The organism is Kaistia sp. SLG-1 (genome assembly GCF_059699055.1).
In genome coordinates this window covers 2,397,561-2,417,070 of sequence record NZ_AP048544.1, presented here as the reverse complement: position 1 = coordinate 2,417,070, position 19,510 = coordinate 2,397,561, and the positions used below count along the sequence as shown (strand labels likewise).

The following is a 19,510-nucleotide window of genomic DNA, read 5'->3' as shown; positions in this document are numbered from 1 at the left end:
AATATTAATTCGGAATTGTTTCGATCGGAAACGCTCCGCTCGAATGCCGACGCGGCCGCGATCGCAGGCGCATCCGCCCGCCCCTGCCCCAGGGACGCTACGTCGTCCCGAGCCCGTCAGTTAACGGGGAATTCGAAGATTTTCCGGAAGATTCCGGGCGTGATCGCCGAGAGCGGGTTGATCATCAGGCTCGGCGCGTTGAGCTTGCCCTCGACCTTGAACGTCACGCCGATCAGGCCACCCTGGCTGCCGCCGCCGAGCGCGAGGCCGATGATAGGAAGCTTGCCGAACAAATTATTGAAGGCGTAGGCCGGCAGATAGGTGCCGGCGAGCGAGACGGTCTGCCTGGCGAGATCGAGCGTACCATTAAAGGTTGCACCGACGGTTGCGCCGCGCAGGATGGCGTCGTCGATCACGACGATCGAGCCGCGCTTGGTGTAGTCGAGGCGCATGCGATCGAACGGCACGTTGTTGGGATCGACGCCGGTGCGCGTCGCCGCCGGACCGCTGCCATTCGTCGCCGAGACGAGGCGCGCCATCGACGGCTCGCCGACGATGCGGAAATTGAGGACGTCGAAGATGCCGGAAAACGGCCCCGTCGCGCCGACGCGCCGGCCGGTCATGGTCAGTCGCCCGCCGGTAATGCGGCTATAGATGTCGATGAAGCGGAAGACGCTGCCGGCGTCGCCGGAATTGACGCGGAGCTCCGCCTGGTCGCCGCTGTCGGCGTAGCTCAACGAGATGCCGCCGCTATCGAGCACGCCTTCCACCGTCGCCTTGCGGACCGTGCCGCCGCGCGACTGCACCACCAGGGCGGCGTCGGAAAGCGTCGCCTGGTTGAAGCCGATCAGCGTGCCGACCTTGGCGTCGACCGAGATGTCGGCGGCGTTCTCGTTCGGGCCGGCGGCGGCGGCCTTGTACTGCGCGATCAGGCCGCGCACGTCGAAGGACGGGCCGCGCGCGACGATCGAATAGCCGTTGCCCTTGCGACTCAGGCTGACGGAAAGCTTGTCGCCCTTGCGCAGGGCCAGGTTTTCCAGCTCGGCCGAGATGAGGCCGTATTTGGCATCGAGCACCGCCTTGCCGCGGAAGCCGAAGCCGTCGCCGGTCGCGACCATGTTGTCGACGGCGAAGCCGTTCTTGGTCGGCTTCAGATCGAAGCTCAGCTTGGCCGGAACGCCGATGCCCTTGGACCAGCCGACCGATTGCAGCACCAGCCGCGCCTGCTTGAGATCGAGCTCGTAATGCTGGCCCTTGGCTCCGTCGCCGAGGTCGGAGACCGTGGCGCCGACCGTGCCGCCGATGACGTCGTCGAGGCCGATGCCGAGCTGCTTGCGGGCCTGGGCGTCGAGGCTCAGCGTGATCTTGCGCCGGCCCTCGTCGCCGTCGCCGTCACCATCCGCGTCGCCGAGCGGCTGCGCCAGATCGATCGACGCCTGCACGCCGTTGATGGTCGCCTTGCCATGGATGGAGACCTCGGCCGGGGTCGCGACCATCGACAGCGCGCCGTTCTTGATCGTCTTGCCTTCGATCGGCGTCGCGCTGGCGAAGCCCGACGTCGTCAGCCCGACGCGCCAGTCGACCTCGGAGGGCGTCAGGCCCGGCTTCAACGGAAGCTTGACCGAAATGCTGGCCTGCCCCCGGCCGGAAAGCGTTGCCGGGTCGATCGAGCGGCGCTGCATGGCGAGGATCGGCTCGCTGTCGGCGATTTCGGCCATGGCGCCGACATCGCCCTCGAGCTGCAGCTCGATATGGCCTTCGGGGAAGCGCTGCGCCGTGTTGGAGATGGCGAAGGCGCCGACCGTCACGTCCAGCGTCTTGCCGGACGGCGCCGTGATGAGGCCCTTCTCCATGTCGACGCCGAAGGTCGATCCGGCGAGCACGGCGTTGCCGCTGGCGCCGGTGATCGACGGAATGTTGCCGATTGTGGTGAAGGAGACGTCCTCCAGCCGCATGTCGAGCCGCATGTTGTCTTCCGGCAGGATGACGCGCTCGCCGGTCCAGAGCACGCCCGCCGGCACGGCCGCCTCGAAGCGCCCCGCCTCGAGCGTGCCGCCATGGACGTGCTCGTACACCCATTTGCGCGCGCCCCCGGCGAGGAACGGCGGCCACATCTGCTTCAGCGTCGAGATCGCCATCGGCGAGAACGAGGCCGCCATGGCGAGCGAGGGCGTCGCCCCGTCGAAGCCAAGCGAGCCGGCGGCGGCGATCGATCCGCCCTGGGTGTTGATCGCCGCGTCGGTGAAGTCGAGCCGCCGCGCCGGAATGTCGGCGGTGCCGACGATGGCAATGCGGTCGGCGATGATCGGCGGCGCGTTGGCGTCGCTCGCGAACAGCATCGCGTTGCGGCTCTCGAGGTTGAAGCTGTAGCGGCCGTCCGGCTTGTCGCTGAGCGGCTTGACCTCGCCGGCGACGACCATGCGGGTATCGCCGAAGAAGAGCGAGGATGGCTCGACGACGATGGTCCGGCGCGGCACGTCCCAGCGCAGCCGGATCGTCGCCTCGTCGAGCAGCACGGTGTCCTTGCCGATGCCGGAGACGATGTTGCCGGCGCCGAGATCGAGGCGGACGGCGGCGTTCTCGACCTCGCCCTTCTCGTTCAGGCGGACCGTGGCGCGGCCGAACAGCGGCACGTCCGACTGCAGCTGGCTGTCCGGCCGGCCCAGATCCGGATTGATGTCGGCGAGCGATAGCTGCGAGAAGACCAGCGACAGCATGCGGGCGCCGGTGGTGTCGTCCACCGTCCGCTCGGCAATGATGCCCCACCGGCCGGCATAGCCGGAGGTGTCGAAATTCGCCTTCACCGTCCCGGTTTCGGCGTCGACGGTGAGCGCGATGTCGGTGTGCCCGAACGTGCGCTGCTGCAGGCGGCTCGCATCCCAGACCTGGATGGTCGAGGCGTCGATCGACAGGCGCTCGAAGCCGCGGTCGAGCGCGAGCTCGATGGCCGGGTCGAGCGCGCCGTTCAGCGTGCGCAGCGCCGTGATGAGGTCGGGGAAGCCGCCGTCGATCTCCCCCGGCGGCTCGGCTGCGACGGGCTCGGGCGGCACGGGTGATTGCGCCGGCGTGGCGTCGGCCTGGGCGCGCTCGGCGCGATGAATGGTGTTCGGCGTGCCGAGATAGACCCGGCCGGCCCGGCTGCGCACCAGCGAGATGTCAGCATCCGAGATCTCGATCGTCCTAACGTCCAGGCGCAGGCGGAGCAGCGACAGCGGGTCGATCGCCAGCCTCGCCGCCGGCACGCGCCCGACGACGGCATCGTCGCGATCCCGGATCGACACCTCGTCGACCTCGACGACGAGGCCGAGAACGGGATCGACATCGATGGTGGTGCGCCCGACCTTTACGCCATAATCCGGCCCGAGCCGCGACGACAGCGTGGCGATGACCCGCTCGCGGACGACATCGAACTCGACAGGACCCGTGAAGACGATCGCGGCCAGCATCCCGACGACGATCATCACCGCCAGCAGGATAGCCCCGAGCAGCCGCAGCAGCAGCCTTGGCCAGCCGCCCCGCTTTTTCGGCGGACGATCACGGCGAGGCCGATGCGCGCGCGCCGATGGGAACTCGTCCAGGCGAATGGTCAGGCCTCAAATCCCTTGCCTGCCGCGCCCGGGCTCGGGAGCGGCGTAAACCCTGGTGTCGGGAGCCGGTGCGAATATCCGCCAGCCTCCTGTCCGCGATCACAACCGGAATCGCGAACAGATCCAAGCCCCTCTTGCAAAATCCCCGTCAATTCTGCTTGTCACGCCAGAGAAGTGCGACGAAAGGAAGGCGCATGCCCGCCCTGCCCCAAGGCTCCCCTGCTCCCGATTTCGACCTGCCCACAGATGGCGGCGGCAGAATCAGTCTGGCCGACCTCCGCGGACACAAGGTCGTCCTCTATTTCTATCCCAAGGACAACACCGCCGGCTGTACCTTGGAAGCGATCGACTTTTCGGCCCAGGCCGCCGCCTTCGAGGCCGCCGGCACCAAGGTGGTCGGGATCTCGGCCGATTCCGTCAAATCGCACGACCGCTTCAAGAAGAAGCACGATCTGACGATCCCGCTCGCCTCCGACGAGGAGAAGACGATGCTGGAGGCCTATGGCGTCTGGGCCGAGAAGCAGATGTATGGCCGCACCTTCATGGGCATCGTGCGCACGACCTATCTCATCGACGCCGAGGGCCGGATCGCCCGCGTCTGGGAGAAGGTCAAGGTCTCCGGCCATGTCGAGGAAGTCCTCGCCGCCGCGCGGAGCCTGTGAACGCACCGATGTCGTCCGACCTCCGCAGCCTCGCCGCCGCCTCGGCGCGCATCGTCGCCACGCGCGATCTCGACGAGAAAGTCGAGCTCGCCTTCGCCACCGCCAAGGCCTGGTTCGGCCGGCGCCTGTCGCTTTCGGCCGGCGCGCTCGATGGCGCCATGCCGGACAGGCCGGGTCGCCCCGACCGGCCGATCCTGGTGCCGCCGCGCGAACTGCCGAAGCGCTCGGTTCATTCCGAGCATGGCCGCATCTCGATGATCCATTCGCTCGCCCATATCGAGCTCAACGCCGTCGATTTGACCTGGGACCTGGTCGGCCGATTCGTCCGCGTGCCGCTGCCCCGCTCGTTCTTCGACAATTGGGTGCAGGTCGGGCTGGAGGAGGCGAAGCACTACGCGCTGCTCGCCGACCGGCTGAAGGAGCTCGGCGCCGCCTATGGCGACCTGCCGGCGCATGACGGGCTCTGGCAGGCGACGCAGGAGACCGGCCACGACCTGACGGCGCGGCTGGCGATTCTCCCGCTGGTGCTGGAAGCGCGCGGCTTGGACGTCACGCCGCCGCTGATCGACAAGATGAACGAGGTCGGCGACGCGGCCAGCGCCAACATCCTCTCGATCATCTACCGCGACGAAAAGCGCCACGTCGCCTTTGGCGCCAAGTGGTTCCGATTCATGTGCGATCGCCACCGCCTGCCGCCCGAGCCGACCTTCCGGCAGCTGGTGATCAAGCATTTCCGCGGGCCCCTGAAGCCGCCCTTCAACGATGCCGCGCGCTCCGAGGCCGGCATGACGCCCGGCTTCTACCGCCCGCTGGCGCCCCGCGCCAACGGCTGAGCCCCGGGTCTCCCTGGGGACGGCGGGCCTCGGGACGCCCTCCGTCAACCAAGCCTTAACCCTAACCGATTTTAATCGTGGCGAAGCGGTCGTGTCCTCGGCCACAGACAACCGTCGCCATGGTTGGAACGTCAATGCCGAGTGCCTACCCGGAACCCCATCATCCTCTTCGCGTGGATCTGGTCCACCACCTGCCCGAGCCCCCGCTGCCGGAGCCGCGTCGCGCTGGCCGCAATTCGCTCCCGAAACAGGCGAAGCAGCCCAAGCCTGCAAAGCAGCCAAGGCCCGCGAAGACGCAGATCGCCATCGCCCATCGCGAAGGCGTGCGCACGATCCATCTGCGTCCGCGGACGCTCGCGCTCGGCGGCGCATGCCTGTTCGTTCTTTCGATGCTCTATTTCGGCTCGACCGCCTACCTGGTCTACCGCGACGATCTCCTGAACGCGGAAGCCGCGCGCCAGACCGCGATCGTCGCCAGCCAGAATGTGCGCGAGGCCCGCGAAGTCGAGGCGAGCGCCATCTATGAGGGCGAGATCGCCTCGCTGCGCGGCACGATCGACAGCCTGACCAAAGAGATCGACCAGCTGAACGCGGTCCGCTCGAAGGAAAATGCCGGCGTCGACCAGAAGGTCCGCGACCTGCTCAACCGGCAGAAGGAACTCGAGCTCAGGCAGGCGGCGCTGACCAAGCTCTCCGAGGCCGCGCGCCGCGCCGGGCTCGACGTTCCGGCGCCGGGCTCCACCAAGGCGCGCAGCACGAAGGGCCGCGGCAAGTCGACCGATCCGGACATCACCGGTTCGATCTCGCCGACCGTCGCCAAGCCGGTCGCGCAATTCGCCGATATGGGGCTGCGCTCGCCCGGCAAGGATAAGACGGCCGCGACGCCGATGCCGCCGGATCCCCGGCTAGCTCCGCTCGCCCGCAAGCTCGACGCCATGCAGGCCGACCAGGATGCCGTCGTGCTGGCGATGGCCGGCAAGATGTCGGGCCGCACCCGCAAGATCGAGACCGTGCTGAAGCGGCTCGGCCGCCCCGTGCCCAAGAGCCGCAATCAGGGTCGCGACCAGGACGTCGGCGGCCCCTTCGTTCCGGTCACGGCCAGCAATATCGACTTCAAGAGCGAGGTCGCCTCGCTCGCCGACGAATTCGACCGTTTCGCCAAGCTGCGCTCGATCGCGCAGGCGCTGCCGCTGAAGCGGCCGATCGGCACGGCGGATATCTCGAGCCGCTTCGGCACGCGCAAGGATCCGTTCCTCGGCCGCCTCGCCATGCATACCGGCATCGACTTCCGCGCCCCCACCGGCCTGCCGGCCAAGGTGGTCGCGGACGGCACGGTGATCGCCGCCAGCTACAATGGCGGCTACGGCAACATGGTCGACGTCGACCATGGCAATGGCGTCGTGACCCGCTACGGCCATCTCAGCCAGATCGCCGTCAAGGTCGGCGAAAAGGTCGTCGCCGGCCGCCGCATCGGCAATGTCGGCTCCACCGGACGCTCGACGGGTCCGCACCTGCACTACGAGATCCGCATCAACGGCCAGGCGATCGACCCGATGGAATATCTGCGCGCCGGTCAGGAAATCAGCGACTGGATCTAGGTCAGCGACCGGATCCAGAGCATTTTGAGCGAGGCGGATGCTGGCTCGCGTGAAGAAGACGCAACCAAATTGACAGGGCCGTCCGGCCAGACCGACCATCCGGACATCCGCGCGCCCTCCAGGCCGCGTGGCGCCGGAACGACACGCGGATGGCTCGCATTACTTCCCAGATCCTACCCGACGATGTCGCCTGGACCGCCTGGCATCCGGCCGAGCTCGGCCAGCGCCTGCGCGGCATCGGCAGACCCTGGCACGTTGTCGGCGGCTGGGCGCTCGATCTCTGGCACGGCCAGGAGACGCGCGAGCACGAGGACCTCGAATTCGCCGTTCTCCGCGACGATCTCGATGCGTTTCGCCACGCGCTCGCCGGCATGGAGTTCTTCACGGCCGGCAGCGGCATCGTCGCTCCCTTGCCGGTCGGCGCGGACCCTGCCCCGGAGATCTTCCAGATCTGGTGCCTGGACCCTGTGGAACGGCGTTGGCGCGTCGACATGATGATCGAGCCGGGAACGCCGGACGAATGGGTCTATCGGCGCGACCCGCGACTGGTTCGCCGCCGCGCGGAGATGGTCGCGACGACGCCGGGCGGCCTGCCCTATCTGAAGCCCGCCGCCGTTCTGCTGTTCAAGGCGAAGCACGCCCGCGCCAAGGACGAGCTCGATTTCGCCAACGCCCTGCCGAAGCTGGAGAAGGCGGAACGTGCATGGCTGAAGGCTGGCCTCCAGACGCTCCATCCCGGCCATCCCTGGATCGTCGCGCTGTAGCCTCGACGACAAACCTCTACTGCCGTCGATTTGACCGCAACAATCGGATCGCCGCCGTCTCGGACCACCCCTATCCCTCGACCTCCCATTCAAGGAGGTTCTTCATGTCCATGCTGCAAGACAAGGTCGCCATCGTCACCGGCGCATCGGCCGGGATCGGTCGCGCCATCGCCCTGTTGCTCGCCGAGCACGGCGCCGCCGTCGTGCTCAACGCACGTGGCCAGGCGGGGCTCGACGCGGTCGCGGCCACCATCCGGGCAGACGGCGGAAAGGCCCATGCCGTCGCGGGCGACGTCAGCCGCGAGGCGACGCATGAAGCGCTCGTCGCCGCCGCCACTGAGCGTTTCGGCGGCCTTGATATCGCGGTCAACAATGCCGGCATGGTCGGCCCGATCCTGCCGCTCGCCGAGGTGACGGTCGCCGACTGGCAGGAGACGCTGGCGGCGAACCTGACCTCCGCATTCCTCGCCAGCCGGCACCAGATCCCCGCCATGCTCGCGCGCGGCAGCGGATCGATCGTCTTCACCTCGACCTTCGTCGGCACCAGCGTCGGCATCCCCGGCATGTCGGCCTACGGCGCCTCCAAGGCGGCGCTGATGGGGCTGGTGAAGGGCATCACCGCCGACTATGCGAGCCGGGGAATCCGCGCCAATGCGCTGTTGCCGGGCGGAGTCGACACGGCGATGGCGGGCGATCAGGCTCAAAAGGACTGGGCCGCTGGCCTGCATGCCCTGAAGCGCATCGCGCAGCCGGAGGAGATCGCGCTGGCAGCGCTCTTTCTCGCCAGCCCGATGTCGAGCTTCGTGGCCGGATCGGCGCTCTATGCCGATGGCGGCAACGCCGCGGTGAAGTAATCGCGGCCCGGCCTGAGGCGCCGAACCGGCCCCTCAAGCGTGAAATCGCCGGCGGTACTCCGCCGGCGACAGGCCGACGATGCGGGCGAAGACCTTGCGGAAGGCGCCGGCATCGCCATAGCCGACGTCGAAGGCGATCTGGTCGACTGAAAACGCGCTGAACTGCAGGAGTTCTCGCGCCTTGTTCACCTTCAGCTCCTGCTGATACTCGGTTGCCGTGCGGCCCGTCGCCTTGCGGAAGCGGCGCAGGAAGGTGCGCTCCTCGAGGCCGGCATGGGCGGCGAGGCTTTCCAGCGAGGCATCCTTGGCGCCCTGCCCATGCAGCCAGTGCTGCGCCTGCAGCACCGCCCTGTCGCCATGGTCGAGGCGGGGAACGAAGGTGCTGTAATAGCGCTGCTCGCGGCCCGGCGGATCGACCAGCAGCATCCGCGCCGTGTCGAGCATGACCTCCGAACCGAGATAGCGATCGACGAGACGCAGGCCGAGATCCGTCCAGGCCATCATGCCGCCGGCGGTGACGAGGTCGCCCTCATCGACGAGCAGCCGGTCGATATCGAGGCGCGCATCGGGAAAGCGGCGGTGGAAACGCTCGCCGAGCACCCAGTGCGTGGTGACGGTGCGGCCGGCGAGGAGCCCCGTCTCGCCCAGCAGGAACACGCCGGCGCAGGCCGCGACCAGCGTGCCGCCCGCCGCGTGGAAGCGGCGCAGCCAGGCCGCATAGGGCACGGCGTCGGCCGGCTCGACCGGTCCGGCGAGGCTCGGAACCGCGATGAGGGCCGCAGGCTCGCCCGCCACCCGCTCCGGCAGGGTGTCGAAGACGCGGCCGATCGCGCCGTCCGGCCCATCCTGCCGCCAGTGCGAGACACGGATCGTCCCGGACTTCGCGCCGTCGCGGCCACGGGCCATCCGGTTCGCCATCGCAAACAGGTCGGTCAGGCCGAGCACGGCCGCCATCTGGACGTCCGGGTAGAGCACCATGCCGATTTCGATCGTCCGATCGGTCGCCATTTGTCGATATCGAACCTCATATTGTCGATTTCGCCAATTTAGCGCGGGAAAGCCCGCCTGCATACTGCCTGACATCGTCAACCCAGGAGCAGGAGCCTCCCATGACCCAGCGGGCCCTCGTCATCATCGACTTCCAGAACGACTACTTTCCCGGCGGCAACCTGCCGCTCGTCGGCCCCGACGCCGCGGTCGCCAATGGCGCGCGGGTGCTCGCGGCGGCGCGCCGGCGCGGCGACACGGTGATCCATGTGCAGCACCAGTCGCTGGCGCCGGGGGCGACCTATCTCGTGCCCGGCACGCATGGCGTGGAGATCCACGACGCCGTCCGCCCGGCCGAGGGTGAGCCGGTGGTGGTGAAGCACTTCGTCAACTCGTTTCGCGACACCGAGCTGAAGGCGACGCTGGAGCGGCATGGCGTCGAGGAGATCGTCATCGTCGGCGCGATGAGCCACATGTGCATCGCCGCCGCCGGGCGCGCGGCCTCCGATTTCGGCTATCGCACCACCGTGCTCCACGACGCCTGCGCGACGCGGGACCTGGAGTTCGAGGGCACCGTCATTCCGGCTGCCGAGGTGCACGCCGCCAACATGGCGGCGCTCGCCCTCGCCTATGCCAGGGTGATCACCACGGCCGAGCATCTCGCGGCCGAGCCGGTGCTCTCCGTCGCCTGACCGGATGCGGCGGCGTTCGCTCGAAACGCTCCTAGCCGAGCGCCGCCTGCTCCCGGCAGATCCGGTCCACCAGGGCATCGAACTCGCCCTTCGGCGGACGCTGCATCGCCAGGCGCTGCTTCAGGTGCTGGATCGGCTCGGCCAGGATCTCGTCGAGGCTTTCGGCGCAGTGGAAATCGCCCACCACGCTCTTGATCTTCGAATTGTCGAAGATCGCCGTCCACGCCTTGTCGCCGGTCAGCGGGCCGATCCATTCCGGATTGTAGCGGACCAGCGTGTCGGTCGGCACATGCACGATCTTGGCCTCGACGCCAAGCAGGCGGGCAATCGCCTTCTGGATGTCGTCCCAGATATGGGCGCGGTCGTTGGTGATGTGAAAGACGTCGTTCAGCGCCGCCTTGTTGCCGAACAGGCCGACGAACGGCACCGCGAAATCGACCGACCGGGTCAGCGTCCACGGCGTATGGCCGTCGCCGGCAACGATCGTCGGCTCGCCGTCCAGCATGCGGCGCGCCATGATATCGCTGTCGCCCATCATGATCGGCAGGCCGGTGCGGACGGTATGGCTGGGGCGCACGATGGTCCAGTTCAGGCCCTCGGCATCCTGCAGCAGCTTTTCGCAGGCGATCTTGGCCTGGCTGTAGGGCCAGTACGGATTGATCGCCGGCGTCTTCTCGGTGATCACATAATGACGCGCCGGCTTTTCATAGACCGAAGCCGACGAGATGAAGATGTACTGGCCGCAATGGCCGGAGAAGATCTCGATGTCCCGCGCCACCTGATCGGGCGTGAAGGCGATGAACTGGCACACGACGTCATAATTGGCCTTGGCCAGATCGGCATATTCCGGTCCCGCCAGCTCGCCGATGATCGATGTGACACCGCGAGGCAGCTCGCCCTCGCTCTTGCCGCGATTGAAGACGCTGACGTCATGCCCCTGCGCCACGGCACGTTCGACGCATGGGTAGGAGATCTGGCCGGTACCGCCGATGAAGAGAATGCTCAGCGCCATCTGAAAACCTTTGTCGGAAATGCAGGGATCACCGCTCCAGCGAAGCAGGCATTCCCGGAGGACGCAACCCGTCGGAACGATATTGCCGAGACCAAACGACAAAGGGCGGAGCCTGGCTCCGCCCTCTGGATTTCAATCGACGCTATTCGCCGATGTCTGATCAGTCGATGTCCTGGACGTCCACGGCGGGGCCGCCGAGGCGCTGTGCCAGCGCGGCTTCCATGAACTCGTTCAGATCGCCGTTCAGCACGTCCTGCGGGCTGGTGCTTTCGACACCGGTGCGCAGGTCCTTCACCAGCTGGTACGGCTGCATGACGTAGGACCGGATCTGGTGGCCCCAGCCGATGTCCTTCTTGGTCGATTCGGTCGCCATCGCGGCCGCCTCGCGCCGTTCCAGCTCCGCCTCGTAGAGGCGCGAGCGCAGCATCTCCCAGGCCGCGGCCCGGTTCTTGTGCTGCGAGCGCTCGTTCTGGCACTGCACGACGATGCCGGACGGCATGTGCGTGATGCGCACGGCCGAGTCGGTCGTGTTGATGTGCTGGCCGCCGGCGCCCTGCGCGCGATAGGTATCGATGCGGCAGTCGCTCTCGTTGATCTCGATCTCGATCGAATCATCGACGACCGGATAGACCCAGATCGAGGCAAAGCTCGTATGGCGGCGCGCGGCGCTGTCATAGGGCGAGATGCGCACGAGACGGTGCACGCCCGATTCGGTCTTCAGCCAGCCATAGGACTGCTCGCCCTTGACGAGGATGGTGGCCGACTTGATGCCCGCCTCTTCGCCGTCATGGACTTCGAGCAGCTCGACCTTGCGGCCACTCTTCTCCGCCCAGCGCGTGTACATGCGCAGCAGGATGTTGGCCCAGTCCTGGCTCTCGGTGCCACCGGCGCCGGCATGGACTTCGACATAGGTGTCGTTGCCGTCGGCCTCGCCGGACAGCATCGAATTGACCTGGCGCTTGCGGATGTCGCCCTTGAGCGCGACGATCGCGGCCTCGGCGTCGGCGATGATCGAGGCGTCGCCTTCGGCCTCGCCCATCTCGATCAGCTCGATATTGTCGGCAAGCTCGCGCTCGCTGGTCAGCACCGCGTTGATGCCGTCCTCGAGCCCCTGGCGCTCGCGCATCAGCTTCTGCGCCTTCTGGGGATCGTCCCAGAAGTTCTGCGTCTCGGAGAGGGCGTTCAGTTCAAGCAGGCGTCTCTGGGCACGATCCCAGTCAAAGATGCCTCCTCAGCAGGGTTATGCCCTGCTTGATTTCGTCGACGATCGTCTCGATCTCGGCTCGCATTGGATAGACGTCCAGTTCTCGTTCGGGCAGGTTTCCCTGCCGGGTGCGGCAACATAGTGATGCCCCCTTCCCATGTAAACCAAGCGGACGAACCGAGGAGACCTCCATGACGCCGCTTCCCAAGCCTTTTCAGCTGTCCAAGTCGCGGCTGTCGAGAAGCCTTCGTCTGCTGCCCGCCATGGTGCTGCTGCTCGTCTCGGGCAGCGCGTTCGCCGAGGGCACGATGGCGGCGCGGACGCTGACCAAGACCGACAAGGGCCGCCTCGACCGCTACGAGGCGACGCGGGCGGACGCCTTGAAGGAGGCGCGCGCCGGCGGCGGCCAGGGCGACGTGTCGATGATCGACGCGATGTTCGCCATCCAGCCGCAGCCGATCCTCGGCATCGACATTCGCGGCAGCTACAATTGCCGCACGATCAAGCTCGGCGGGGGGCTGCCCCTCACCGTCTATGACTGGTTCGCCTGCCGGATCGACGAGGACGATCTCGGCTATCGCCTCGTCAAGACGAGCGGATCGCAGCGCCTCAGCGGCCATTTCATCGACGAGAGCGACAAGCGGCTGATCTATTACGGCGCCGACCATTTCGCGAACGAGAAGCCGCGTCGCTATGGCGCCAAGGCCGACAACGACCAGGTGGGCTATTTCTACAAGACCGGCCCGAAGAGCTACCGGCTCGACCTGCCGGAGCCGAAATTCGAATCGAAGTTCGACATCATCGAGCTGAAGAAGCGGTGAGGTTCGGCAGGGGGCGTGCGGGCTTCGCCCCTTCACCTCTCCCTGAAGAGACCTTTGCAAAGCACCCAAGGTCGTCATGCCGCCCACGGCCTATAGGCAGGGCACCGTCGCCCCGGCGGAGGCCGGGGCCCATAGACACCGACCCGGAAAGCTTGGCTCAGCCTATCGGCCACGGGCCTGCGTGTCTGGATCCCGGCCTTCGCCGGGATGACGGCGGAGGGTGGCAAGATCCGATCCGCGCAATAAAGACAATGTTGCGCGGCCTCCTCAAGGAGAGGTGAAGGGCAGCGCGGGGGCGCTTCGCTCAGCTCGCGGCAAGTCCGACGAAGAACCCCTCCCCAAGACCGCCCGAAGGCGGTCTTGACCCTCCCTCAAGGGGAGGGTTCAGGAGCTAAGGGTGGGCCCTAAAAGGACGCACCCTTCCCTTTACAGCAGCGTGCCGCTCAGGATGACGAGAGCGACCGAGAAGTAGATGACCAGTCCGGTCACGTCGACGAGCGTCGCGACGAAGGGGGCCGAGGCGCTGGCGGGGTCGAATTTCAGCCGCTGCAGGATGAAGGGCAGCATCGAGCCGGTCATCGAGCCGAAGGTGACGATGCCGAGAAGGCCGGTGCCGACGGTCGCCGCGACCAGCATCCAGTGCTCGCCATAGTCATAGAGGCCGAGCAGCTGCCAGGCGGTGATGCGGACGATGCCGAGCGTACCGAGGATGGAGCCAAGCGCCAGGCCGCTCGGCAGCTCGCGCAGCGCGACGCGCCACCAGTCCTTCAGCTTGACTTCGCCGAGCGCCAGCGCGCGGATGATCAGCGACGTCGCCTGCGAGCCGGAATTGCCGCCGGAGCTCATGATCAGCGGGATGAACAGCGTCAGGACGATCGCCTTCTCCAGCTCCGTCTCGAAATGCTGCATGGCGGTCGCCGTCAGCATCTCGCCGATGAACAGCGCGCACAGCCAGCCGGCGCGCTTCTTCATCATCGTCAGGAAGCTGATGTCCATGTAGGGCTCGTCGAGCGCCTCCATGCCGCCGAACTTCTGCACGTCCTCGGTATTCTCGGCGAAGATCGTATCGATGACGTCGTCCACCGTAACGATGCCGACGACATGGAAACGCTCGTCCACGACCGGGACGGCGAGCAGGTCGTATTTCGAGAACAGCTGCGCGACGTCCTCGCGGTCCGTCTGCGGCGAGACGGTGATCGGGCGGCGATGCCGCGCGGCCGACAGCACCTCGGCGTTGAGCTCGGCCGCGATCAGGCGCCGCAGCGAGACGGTCTGTACCAGCTGATGCGTCACGGGATCGAGGACGCAGATGGTGTAGATGGTCTCCCGGCTCTTCTCGACGGCGCGGATGTGCTGCAGCGTCTGGCCCACGGTCCAGCTCGTCGGCACGCTGACGAACTCGGTCGTCATGATGCTGCCGGCGCTGCCCTCGGGAAAGGCGGAGAGGCGCTTGACGGCGCTGCGGGTCTCGGGATCGAGCCGGCCGATCAGCTGCGTGCGCAGCGGCTCGTCGATCTCGGCGAGAAGGTCGGTGGCGCGGTCGGCCGACATGCCGCCCAGGATGCGCACGGCCCGCTCGATCGGCAGGTTCGAGAGCACCTCGACCGATTCATAGAATTCGGGCTGATCGAGAATCTCGATCACGCGCTCGTCCGACAGCCCCGCGAGGACGGCGGAAATCGCTTCGGGTTCGTGTTGGTTGAGAAGTTCTACGACGTCGGCGACATGCTCGCCGTCAAGGCGCGACGTCTCGGCGCGCAGCGCCGCCTCGTCAGCGTGGACGATATCTTCCATGGCTTACTCCGATCGGCCGCCGGCAGACCGAGTGAGCCGATCTAGCGATCAGTTCATCGCGGCCCTGGGCGGCGCCTTTATTCGACTGCTACTGTCGCTCGACATGAAGCTGGGGGTTCCAGTGGGGGCCGGACCGCGAACGGACACCGGCTTGACAAGTAGTCAGGTGCGCCACTCGCAGCGCCGCGTCAAGCTCTTTCCGACGCGCTTATTTTTTGCCGCAGGTCGATCGGGACGTGCAGAACGCGGCGACCACCCCTCCAATCGATCGGGAAGGCCGGACAGAGGCTTAGCCGGTAAAGAAAGACCCCCGCAGCGGCTCAGCGCAGCGCCACCAGAACCGCCCCGGAGGCGATCAGAAGCACACCCAGCCAATTGCGGACGGACAGGGATTCGCCGAGAAAGGCGACGCCGAAAAGCGCGACCAGGACGACGCTCAGCTTGTCGATCGGCGCGACCCGCGCCGCGTCGCCGAGGCTCAACGCGCGGAAATAGCAGAGCCAGGACGCGCCGGTCGCGAAGCCCGAAAGCACGAGGAAGACATAGCTGCGCGGCGCGACAGACCCGAAGGGCTGCCACTTCCCCGTCGCCGTCAGGATGAAGGCGATCGTCAGCAGGATGACGATGGTGCGGATGAAGGTGGCGAAATCGGAATTGACACCGCTGATGCCGACCTTCGCGAAGATGGCGGTGAGCGCGGCAAAGGCCGCGGAGAGCAGAGCCCAGAAGAACCACGACGACATCATGTTCGGCACCACCGTATCCCCGGCCCGGAAGCGAGCGTTGCAGAAGGCGGAGCGGGACGCAATGCGGCGTGCAGGTCGCAGGGAGCGGCGCTTCCCTCACCTCTCCCTGAGGGAGAGGTCGGAGCGAAGCTCCGGGTGAGGGTTTAGGGAACTTACCGGAAGGAATACCGTCGGTCAGAAGTCCAATCGGCGAGGCCGTAAACCCTCACCCGCCGGCCTTCGGCCGTCGACCTCTCCCTCAGGGAGAGGTGAAGGAGCAGCCTCCATTCGCCGTACAGGCAATCACGACCTGCGGCTCCGCGGCGTTCGTCGTCACACTCTGCCTCCCACTCGCCCTCGCCGTCATCCCGGGCTTGACCCGGGATCCATTCAGCCGGGTTGGCTGGCGCGCGAAACGCCCGGTGCCTCGGATGCATGGATCCCCGCCTCCGCGGGGATGACGGCGGAGCGTGATGCCCAGGTCAGGTCGCAATGCCCGCCGCCTGCTTGTTCATCACCCACCGCGCAGGAGGCCAAGCAAGCCCCTCACCCCACCCTCTCCCGCTCGCGGGAGAGGGCTTGGGCCAGTGCCCTTCATCCGTGTTTGAACGCAGCGACAGCGCAGGCGATCTCCCTCTCCCGCTTGCGGGAGAGGGTGGGGTGAGGGTCTTGCTCGAGACGGACGGGCATCGACCGCCGGCAAGGCGAACCTAGCCCAGCGCTCGAACCATATAGCTGGCGTCGTCGTCGTAGCTGCGGAGCTTTTCCGTGAGCGCCGGGTGCGCCACCGGCTCGAAGCCGTGGCGGCGCCAGAAGCCGGTCGAGCCGTTGACGGCAACCAGCGAGACGTCCGGGCAGCCCGCCCGGCGCGCACCCTCGAGCAGAATGCGCACGACTTCCGAGCCCGCCCCCTGCCCGCGCGTCTCGGGAAGCAGAGCGAGATCGTGGATGTAATAGGTCGAAGGCCGCTCCGGCAGCGCGACGAGCAGCGTGTTGAGCGACGGAGGCGCGAAGGCGAGCGCCGGATGGCTCAGCACATAGGCGATGAGCGCGCCATCCCGCTCATAGACCCAGCATCCCTCCGGCCAGAGCCTCAGCCGCTCGGCGAAGATTTCCGGGTCCTCGGGATAGGCCTCGTGCACGCGCGCGGCGATCGTCTCGACCGCGGCCAGATCGCCCGGCCGCATCGGCCGCCAGAAACTCGTCATTCGTCTCGAAGGTCCCGCAAAACGGTCGGGCCGCGGATAACTCCGCGGCCCGTTCGATCAGTACAATCCGCCGGTGCCGGAGATCACCGCCCGGTCGGCTTCGGGCGTCACCGTCAGCGGCTGCCCGTTCGCATCGGTCTGGCCGATGATCGAGTAGGTGTCCGGCGGGCCCGTGCCCGGCTTGAACGCCTCGAGGATCGTGCCCGGCGCGCCGGCGCTGGCGCGCATGCCCGTCTTGCGGTCGATCGGGATCAGCGTCAGGCCGTCCGGCACGCGGAATGGAACGCCGGCCTTGTCGGCGAGCGCCAACTTGAAGAAGTCGCCCGCGATCGGCGCCGCGACCTCGCCGCCCGTCATGCCGCGGCCCATCGGGCGCGGATTATCGTAGCCGATGAAGACGCCGACGACGAGATCCGGCGAATAGCCGATGAACCAGGCGTCCTTGTAGTCGTTCGAGGTGCCGGTCTTGCCGGCGAGCGGCTTGCCGACGCTCTTCAGCACCGTCGCCGTGCCGCGCTGGACGACGCCTTCCAGCATCGACGTGATCTGGTAGGCGGTCATCGGGTCGAGCACCTGCTCGCGATTGTCCTCGATGACCGGCTCGTCCTGGTGCGTCCACTGCTCGGCGTCGCACGTCTCGCAGACCCGCTCCTCATGCTTGAAGATGGTCTTGCCGAAACGGTCCTGGATACGGTCGATCAGCGTCGGCTTCACCTGGCGGCCGCCATTCGCGAACACCGAATAGCCGGCGACCATGCGCAGCACCGTCGTCTCCGAGGCGCCGAGCGCGTTCGGCAGGAACGGGCCGAGCTTGTCGTAGACGCCGAAGCGCTTGGCATATTCGGCGACCAGCGGCATGCCCATGTCCTGCGCCAGGCGCACGGTCATGACGTTACGCGACTGCTCGATGCCGGTGCGCAGCGTCGACGGGCCATAGAACTTCTGGGCGTAGTTCTCCGGACGCCAGATCGGCTGGCCATAGCCGGGATCGACCTCGATCGGCGCGTCCATCACCACCGACGACGGCGTGTAGCCATTGTCGAGGGCGGCGGCGTAGACGAAGGGCTTGAACGACGAACCCGGCTGGCGCATCGCCTGGGTGGCGCGGTTGAACTGGCTCTCCGCATAGGAGAAGCCGCCATCCATCGCCAGCACGCGGCCGGTATGCGGGTCCATCACCACCATGGCGCCGGCGATGCTCGGCACCTGGTGCAGGCGGTAGGCGCCGGGCTTGCCGTCGGCGGGCTCGACATAGACGACGTCGCCGACTTCGAGCGCGTCGCTGGCGCCGCTCAGCTTCTTGCCGGCGGGCTTCGCCCACTTCATCTCGGAGAACGGGATGACGCCGGTCTCGCGGTCGGGCAGCAGCTTGCCGGAGCCGTCGCGGCCGGGCTGCAGGCCGATCTTCGCCTCGTCCTTGTCGACGGCGGTGACGATGGCGAGACGCCATTCGATGATGTCGCTGAGCGCCGGCACCGAGGCGACGGCGACGCCCCAATCGCCTTCGATCGGCACGTTCTTGACCGGACCGCGCCAGCCATGCTGCTCGTCGAAGCTGACCAGGCCGTTCATCAGCGCCTGGCGGGCCATGACCTGCATGCCGGGGTCGAGCGAGGTGCGCACCGACAGGCCACCGTCATAGAGCGCCTTCTCGCCATACATCTGCATCAGCTGGCGGCGCACTTCCTCGACATAGTAGTCGGCCGCGAAGATGTGCGGGCTGGTGACGCGCGTCTTGACGCCGAGCGGCGACGCCTTGGCCGCCTCGCCCTCGTCGGCGGTGGCGAAACCGTTCTCGACCATGCGGTCGATGACCCAGTTGCGGCGCTCGATGGCGCGGTCGGCGTAGCGGAACGGATTGTAGTTGTTCGGGCCCTTCGGCAGCGCCGCCAGATAGGCGGCCTCCGCGAGGGTGAGCTCGTGCACGGACTTGTCGAAATAGGACAGCGACGCGGCGGCGACGCCATAGGAGCCGAGGCCGAGGAAGATCTCGTTCAGATAGAGCTCGAGAATCTTGTCCTTCGAGTTCGCCTGCTCGATGCGGAGCGACAGGATCGCTTCCTTGATCTTGCGATCCATCGAGCGCTCGTTGGTCAACAGGAAGTTCTTGGCGACCTGCTGGGTGATGGTCGAGGCGCCGATCAGGCGCTTGTCCGACGACAGGGCGGAGATGTTCTGCAGCGCGGCGCGGGCGATGCCGTAATAATCGAGGCCGGCATGCTGGTAGAAATTCTTGTCCTCGGCCGAGATGAACGCGGCCTTGACCCGATCCGGGATCGCCTGGATCGGCAGGTAGAGCCGGCGCTCGCGGGCGTATTCGCCGACGAGCTGGCCGTCCGACGCGTGGATGCGCGTCATGACCGGCGGTTCATATTTGGCCAGGACTTCGACCGAAGGCAGACCGCCCGTCAAGCCGGACACGTACCAAGCCACACCTGCAGCAACAGCCAAGAAAAACACGGCGCCAATCCCGAATAAATAACCGATCAGTCGCAGAAACATATCGCTCGCGTTCCCCGCTGGATCGCCTTGCCGGCGACAAGCTCAAGCCGACGAGACGAACCCCGGTTCGAAATGGGTTGATCCGTTCGGCATCCGTCGCCTAGCGGGTCCTGAATGTCTAACGACACCGATCGCGCTCATCGCGCGACCATCGCCTGGCAACCACGGACTCAACCGCCCGTTGACCGCCGGCGAACTACTGGTTCGTTTGGCCTCGATAGACCCAATGGGTCCGTTCTTCCAGCCGATTTGTGGAGAAACTTGGGC

The 19,510-nt window shown here is 66.9% G+C and carries 15 protein-coding genes; 7 read left to right on the top strand and 8 right to left on the bottom strand.

Annotation, left to right across the window (positions count from 1 at the left end):
- Nucleotides 1–116 precede the first annotated feature (116 nt).
- Nucleotides 117–3,461, bottom strand: a complete 3,345-nt coding sequence (locus AC6HZP_RS10845) for a hypothetical protein (RefSeq protein ID WP_497526563.1) — start codon at nt 3,459–3,461, stop codon at nt 117–119.
- 320 nt (nt 3,462–3,781) lie between these two features.
- Between AC6HZP_RS10845 and AC6HZP_RS10840 the strand changes: the two genes are divergently transcribed.
- The 5 genes from AC6HZP_RS10840 (at nt 3,782) to AC6HZP_RS10820 (ending at nt 8,298) form a co-directional block, all read left to right on the top strand.
- Nucleotides 3,782–4,249, top strand: a complete 468-nt coding sequence (locus AC6HZP_RS10840) for a peroxiredoxin (protein WP_497526562.1) — start codon at nt 3,782–3,784, stop codon at nt 4,247–4,249.
- Nucleotides 4,250–4,257: 8 nt separating this feature from the next.
- On the top strand, nt 4,258–5,082 hold the full coding sequence (locus AC6HZP_RS10835) for a ferritin-like domain-containing protein (protein ID WP_497526561.1): 825 nt from the start codon (nt 4,258–4,260) through the stop codon (nt 5,080–5,082).
- Between the two features lie 134 nt (nt 5,083–5,216).
- Entirely contained in the window at nt 5,217–6,680 is a 1,464-nt protein-coding gene (locus tag AC6HZP_RS10830; RefSeq protein WP_497526560.1) for a peptidoglycan DD-metalloendopeptidase family protein, read from the top strand.
- A 149-nt stretch (nt 6,681–6,829) separates the two neighbouring features.
- The gene (locus AC6HZP_RS10825; RefSeq protein ID WP_497526559.1) at nt 6,830–7,444 is read left to right on the top strand and encodes a nucleotidyltransferase domain-containing protein; all 615 of its coding nucleotides are present in this window, start codon (nt 6,830–6,832) and stop codon (nt 7,442–7,444) included.
- Nucleotides 7,445–7,548: 104 nt separating this feature from the next.
- Nucleotides 7,549–8,298: an SDR family oxidoreductase gene (locus AC6HZP_RS10820; protein ID WP_497526558.1), complete on the top strand. Its 750-nt coding sequence runs from the start codon at nt 7,549–7,551 to the stop codon at nt 8,296–8,298.
- 33 nt (nt 8,299–8,331) lie between these two features.
- Here the strand turns inward: AC6HZP_RS10820 and AC6HZP_RS10815 are convergent, their stop codons facing one another.
- Entirely contained in the window at nt 8,332–9,306 is a 975-nt protein-coding gene (locus AC6HZP_RS10815) for a GlxA family transcriptional regulator (RefSeq protein ID WP_497526557.1), read from the bottom strand.
- Nucleotides 9,307–9,407: 101 nt separating this feature from the next.
- Between AC6HZP_RS10815 and AC6HZP_RS10810 the strand changes: the two genes are divergently transcribed.
- On the top strand, nt 9,408–9,977 hold the full coding sequence (locus tag AC6HZP_RS10810) for a cysteine hydrolase family protein (protein ID WP_497526556.1): 570 nt from the start codon (nt 9,408–9,410) through the stop codon (nt 9,975–9,977).
- Between the two features lie 31 nt (nt 9,978–10,008).
- Here AC6HZP_RS10810 and AC6HZP_RS10805 read toward each other — a convergent pair whose 3' ends face one another.
- Together AC6HZP_RS10805 and prfB are read right to left on the bottom strand one after the other, a co-directional pair.
- Nucleotides 10,009–10,989: an SDR family oxidoreductase gene (locus tag AC6HZP_RS10805; protein WP_497526555.1), complete on the bottom strand. Its 981-nt coding sequence runs from the start codon at nt 10,987–10,989 to the stop codon at nt 10,009–10,011.
- Nucleotides 10,990–11,149: 160 nt separating this feature from the next.
- Nucleotides 11,150–12,278, bottom strand: a protein-coding gene (prfB, locus tag AC6HZP_RS10800) for a peptide chain release factor 2 (RefSeq protein WP_497526554.1) whose coding sequence is annotated in 2 segments (ribosomal slippage) — nt 11,150–12,208 and nt 12,210–12,278 — 1,128 coding nt in all. Because the reading frame shifts where the segments join, the coding sequence is not laid out codon by codon here.
- Between the two features lie 106 nt (nt 12,279–12,384).
- Between prfB and AC6HZP_RS10795 the strand changes: the two genes are divergently transcribed.
- The gene (locus AC6HZP_RS10795) at nt 12,385–13,014 is read left to right on the top strand and encodes a DUF4893 domain-containing protein (RefSeq protein ID WP_497526553.1); all 630 of its coding nucleotides are present in this window, start codon (nt 12,385–12,387) and stop codon (nt 13,012–13,014) included.
- Nucleotides 13,015–13,440: 426 nt separating this feature from the next.
- Here AC6HZP_RS10795 and mgtE read toward each other — a convergent pair whose 3' ends face one another.
- From mgtE to AC6HZP_RS10775, 4 genes are all read right to left on the bottom strand, one after another.
- Nucleotides 13,441–14,808 carry a magnesium transporter gene (gene mgtE / locus AC6HZP_RS10790; protein ID WP_497526552.1) on the bottom strand — a complete coding sequence of 456 codons (1,368 nt, stop codon included), beginning with the start codon at nt 14,806–14,808 and terminating at the stop codon, nt 13,441–13,443.
- Between the two features lie 320 nt (nt 14,809–15,128).
- Nucleotides 15,129–15,554 carry an EamA family transporter gene (locus tag AC6HZP_RS10785; RefSeq protein WP_497526783.1) on the bottom strand — a complete coding sequence of 142 codons (426 nt, stop codon included), beginning with the start codon at nt 15,552–15,554 and terminating at the stop codon, nt 15,129–15,131.
- Between the two features lie 689 nt (nt 15,555–16,243).
- Nucleotides 16,244–16,741 carry a GNAT family N-acetyltransferase gene (locus tag AC6HZP_RS10780; RefSeq protein WP_497526551.1) on the bottom strand — a complete coding sequence of 166 codons (498 nt, stop codon included), beginning with the start codon at nt 16,739–16,741 and terminating at the stop codon, nt 16,244–16,246.
- Nucleotides 16,742–16,798: 57 nt separating this feature from the next.
- On the bottom strand, nt 16,799–19,243 hold the full coding sequence (locus tag AC6HZP_RS10775; RefSeq protein ID WP_201403557.1) for a penicillin-binding protein 1A: 2,445 nt from the start codon (nt 19,241–19,243) through the stop codon (nt 16,799–16,801).
- Nucleotides 19,244–19,510 lie beyond the last annotated feature (267 nt).

What these genes read in the sequence shown, in the direction of transcription:
- AC6HZP_RS10845 (WP_497526563.1), bottom strand. Translation starts at nt 3,461, where the DNA reads ATGATCGTCGTCGGGATGCTGGCCGCGATCGTCTTCACGGGTCCTGTC.
- AC6HZP_RS10840 (WP_497526562.1), top strand. Translation starts at nt 3,782, where the DNA reads ATGCCCGCCCTGCCCCAAGGCTCCCCTGCTCCCGATTTCGACCTGCCC.
- AC6HZP_RS10835 (WP_497526561.1), top strand. Translation starts at nt 4,258, where the DNA reads ATGTCGTCCGACCTCCGCAGCCTCGCCGCCGCCTCGGCGCGCATCGTC.
- AC6HZP_RS10830 (WP_497526560.1), top strand. Translation starts at nt 5,217, where the DNA reads ATGCCGAGTGCCTACCCGGAACCCCATCATCCTCTTCGCGTGGATCTG.
- AC6HZP_RS10825 (WP_497526559.1), top strand. Translation starts at nt 6,830, where the DNA reads ATGGCTCGCATTACTTCCCAGATCCTACCCGACGATGTCGCCTGGACC.
- AC6HZP_RS10820 (WP_497526558.1), top strand. Translation starts at nt 7,549, where the DNA reads ATGTCCATGCTGCAAGACAAGGTCGCCATCGTCACCGGCGCATCGGCC.
- AC6HZP_RS10815 (WP_497526557.1), bottom strand. Translation starts at nt 9,306, where the DNA reads ATGGCGACCGATCGGACGATCGAAATCGGCATGGTGCTCTACCCGGAC.
- AC6HZP_RS10810 (WP_497526556.1), top strand. Translation starts at nt 9,408, where the DNA reads ATGACCCAGCGGGCCCTCGTCATCATCGACTTCCAGAACGACTACTTT.
- AC6HZP_RS10805 (WP_497526555.1), bottom strand. Translation starts at nt 10,989, where the DNA reads ATGGCGCTGAGCATTCTCTTCATCGGCGGTACCGGCCAGATCTCCTAC.
- AC6HZP_RS10795 (WP_497526553.1), top strand. Translation starts at nt 12,385, where the DNA reads ATGACGCCGCTTCCCAAGCCTTTTCAGCTGTCCAAGTCGCGGCTGTCG.
- mgtE (WP_497526552.1), bottom strand. Translation starts at nt 14,808, where the DNA reads ATGGAAGATATCGTCCACGCTGACGAGGCGGCGCTGCGCGCCGAGACG.
- AC6HZP_RS10785 (WP_497526783.1), bottom strand. Translation starts at nt 15,554, where the DNA reads ATGATGTCGTCGTGGTTCTTCTGGGCTCTGCTCTCCGCGGCCTTTGCC.
- AC6HZP_RS10780 (WP_497526551.1), bottom strand. Translation starts at nt 16,741, where the DNA reads ATGACGAGTTTCTGGCGGCCGATGCGGCCGGGCGATCTGGCCGCGGTC.
- AC6HZP_RS10775 (WP_201403557.1), bottom strand. Translation starts at nt 19,243, where the DNA reads ATGTTTCTGCGACTGATCGGTTATTTATTCGGGATTGGCGCCGTGTTT.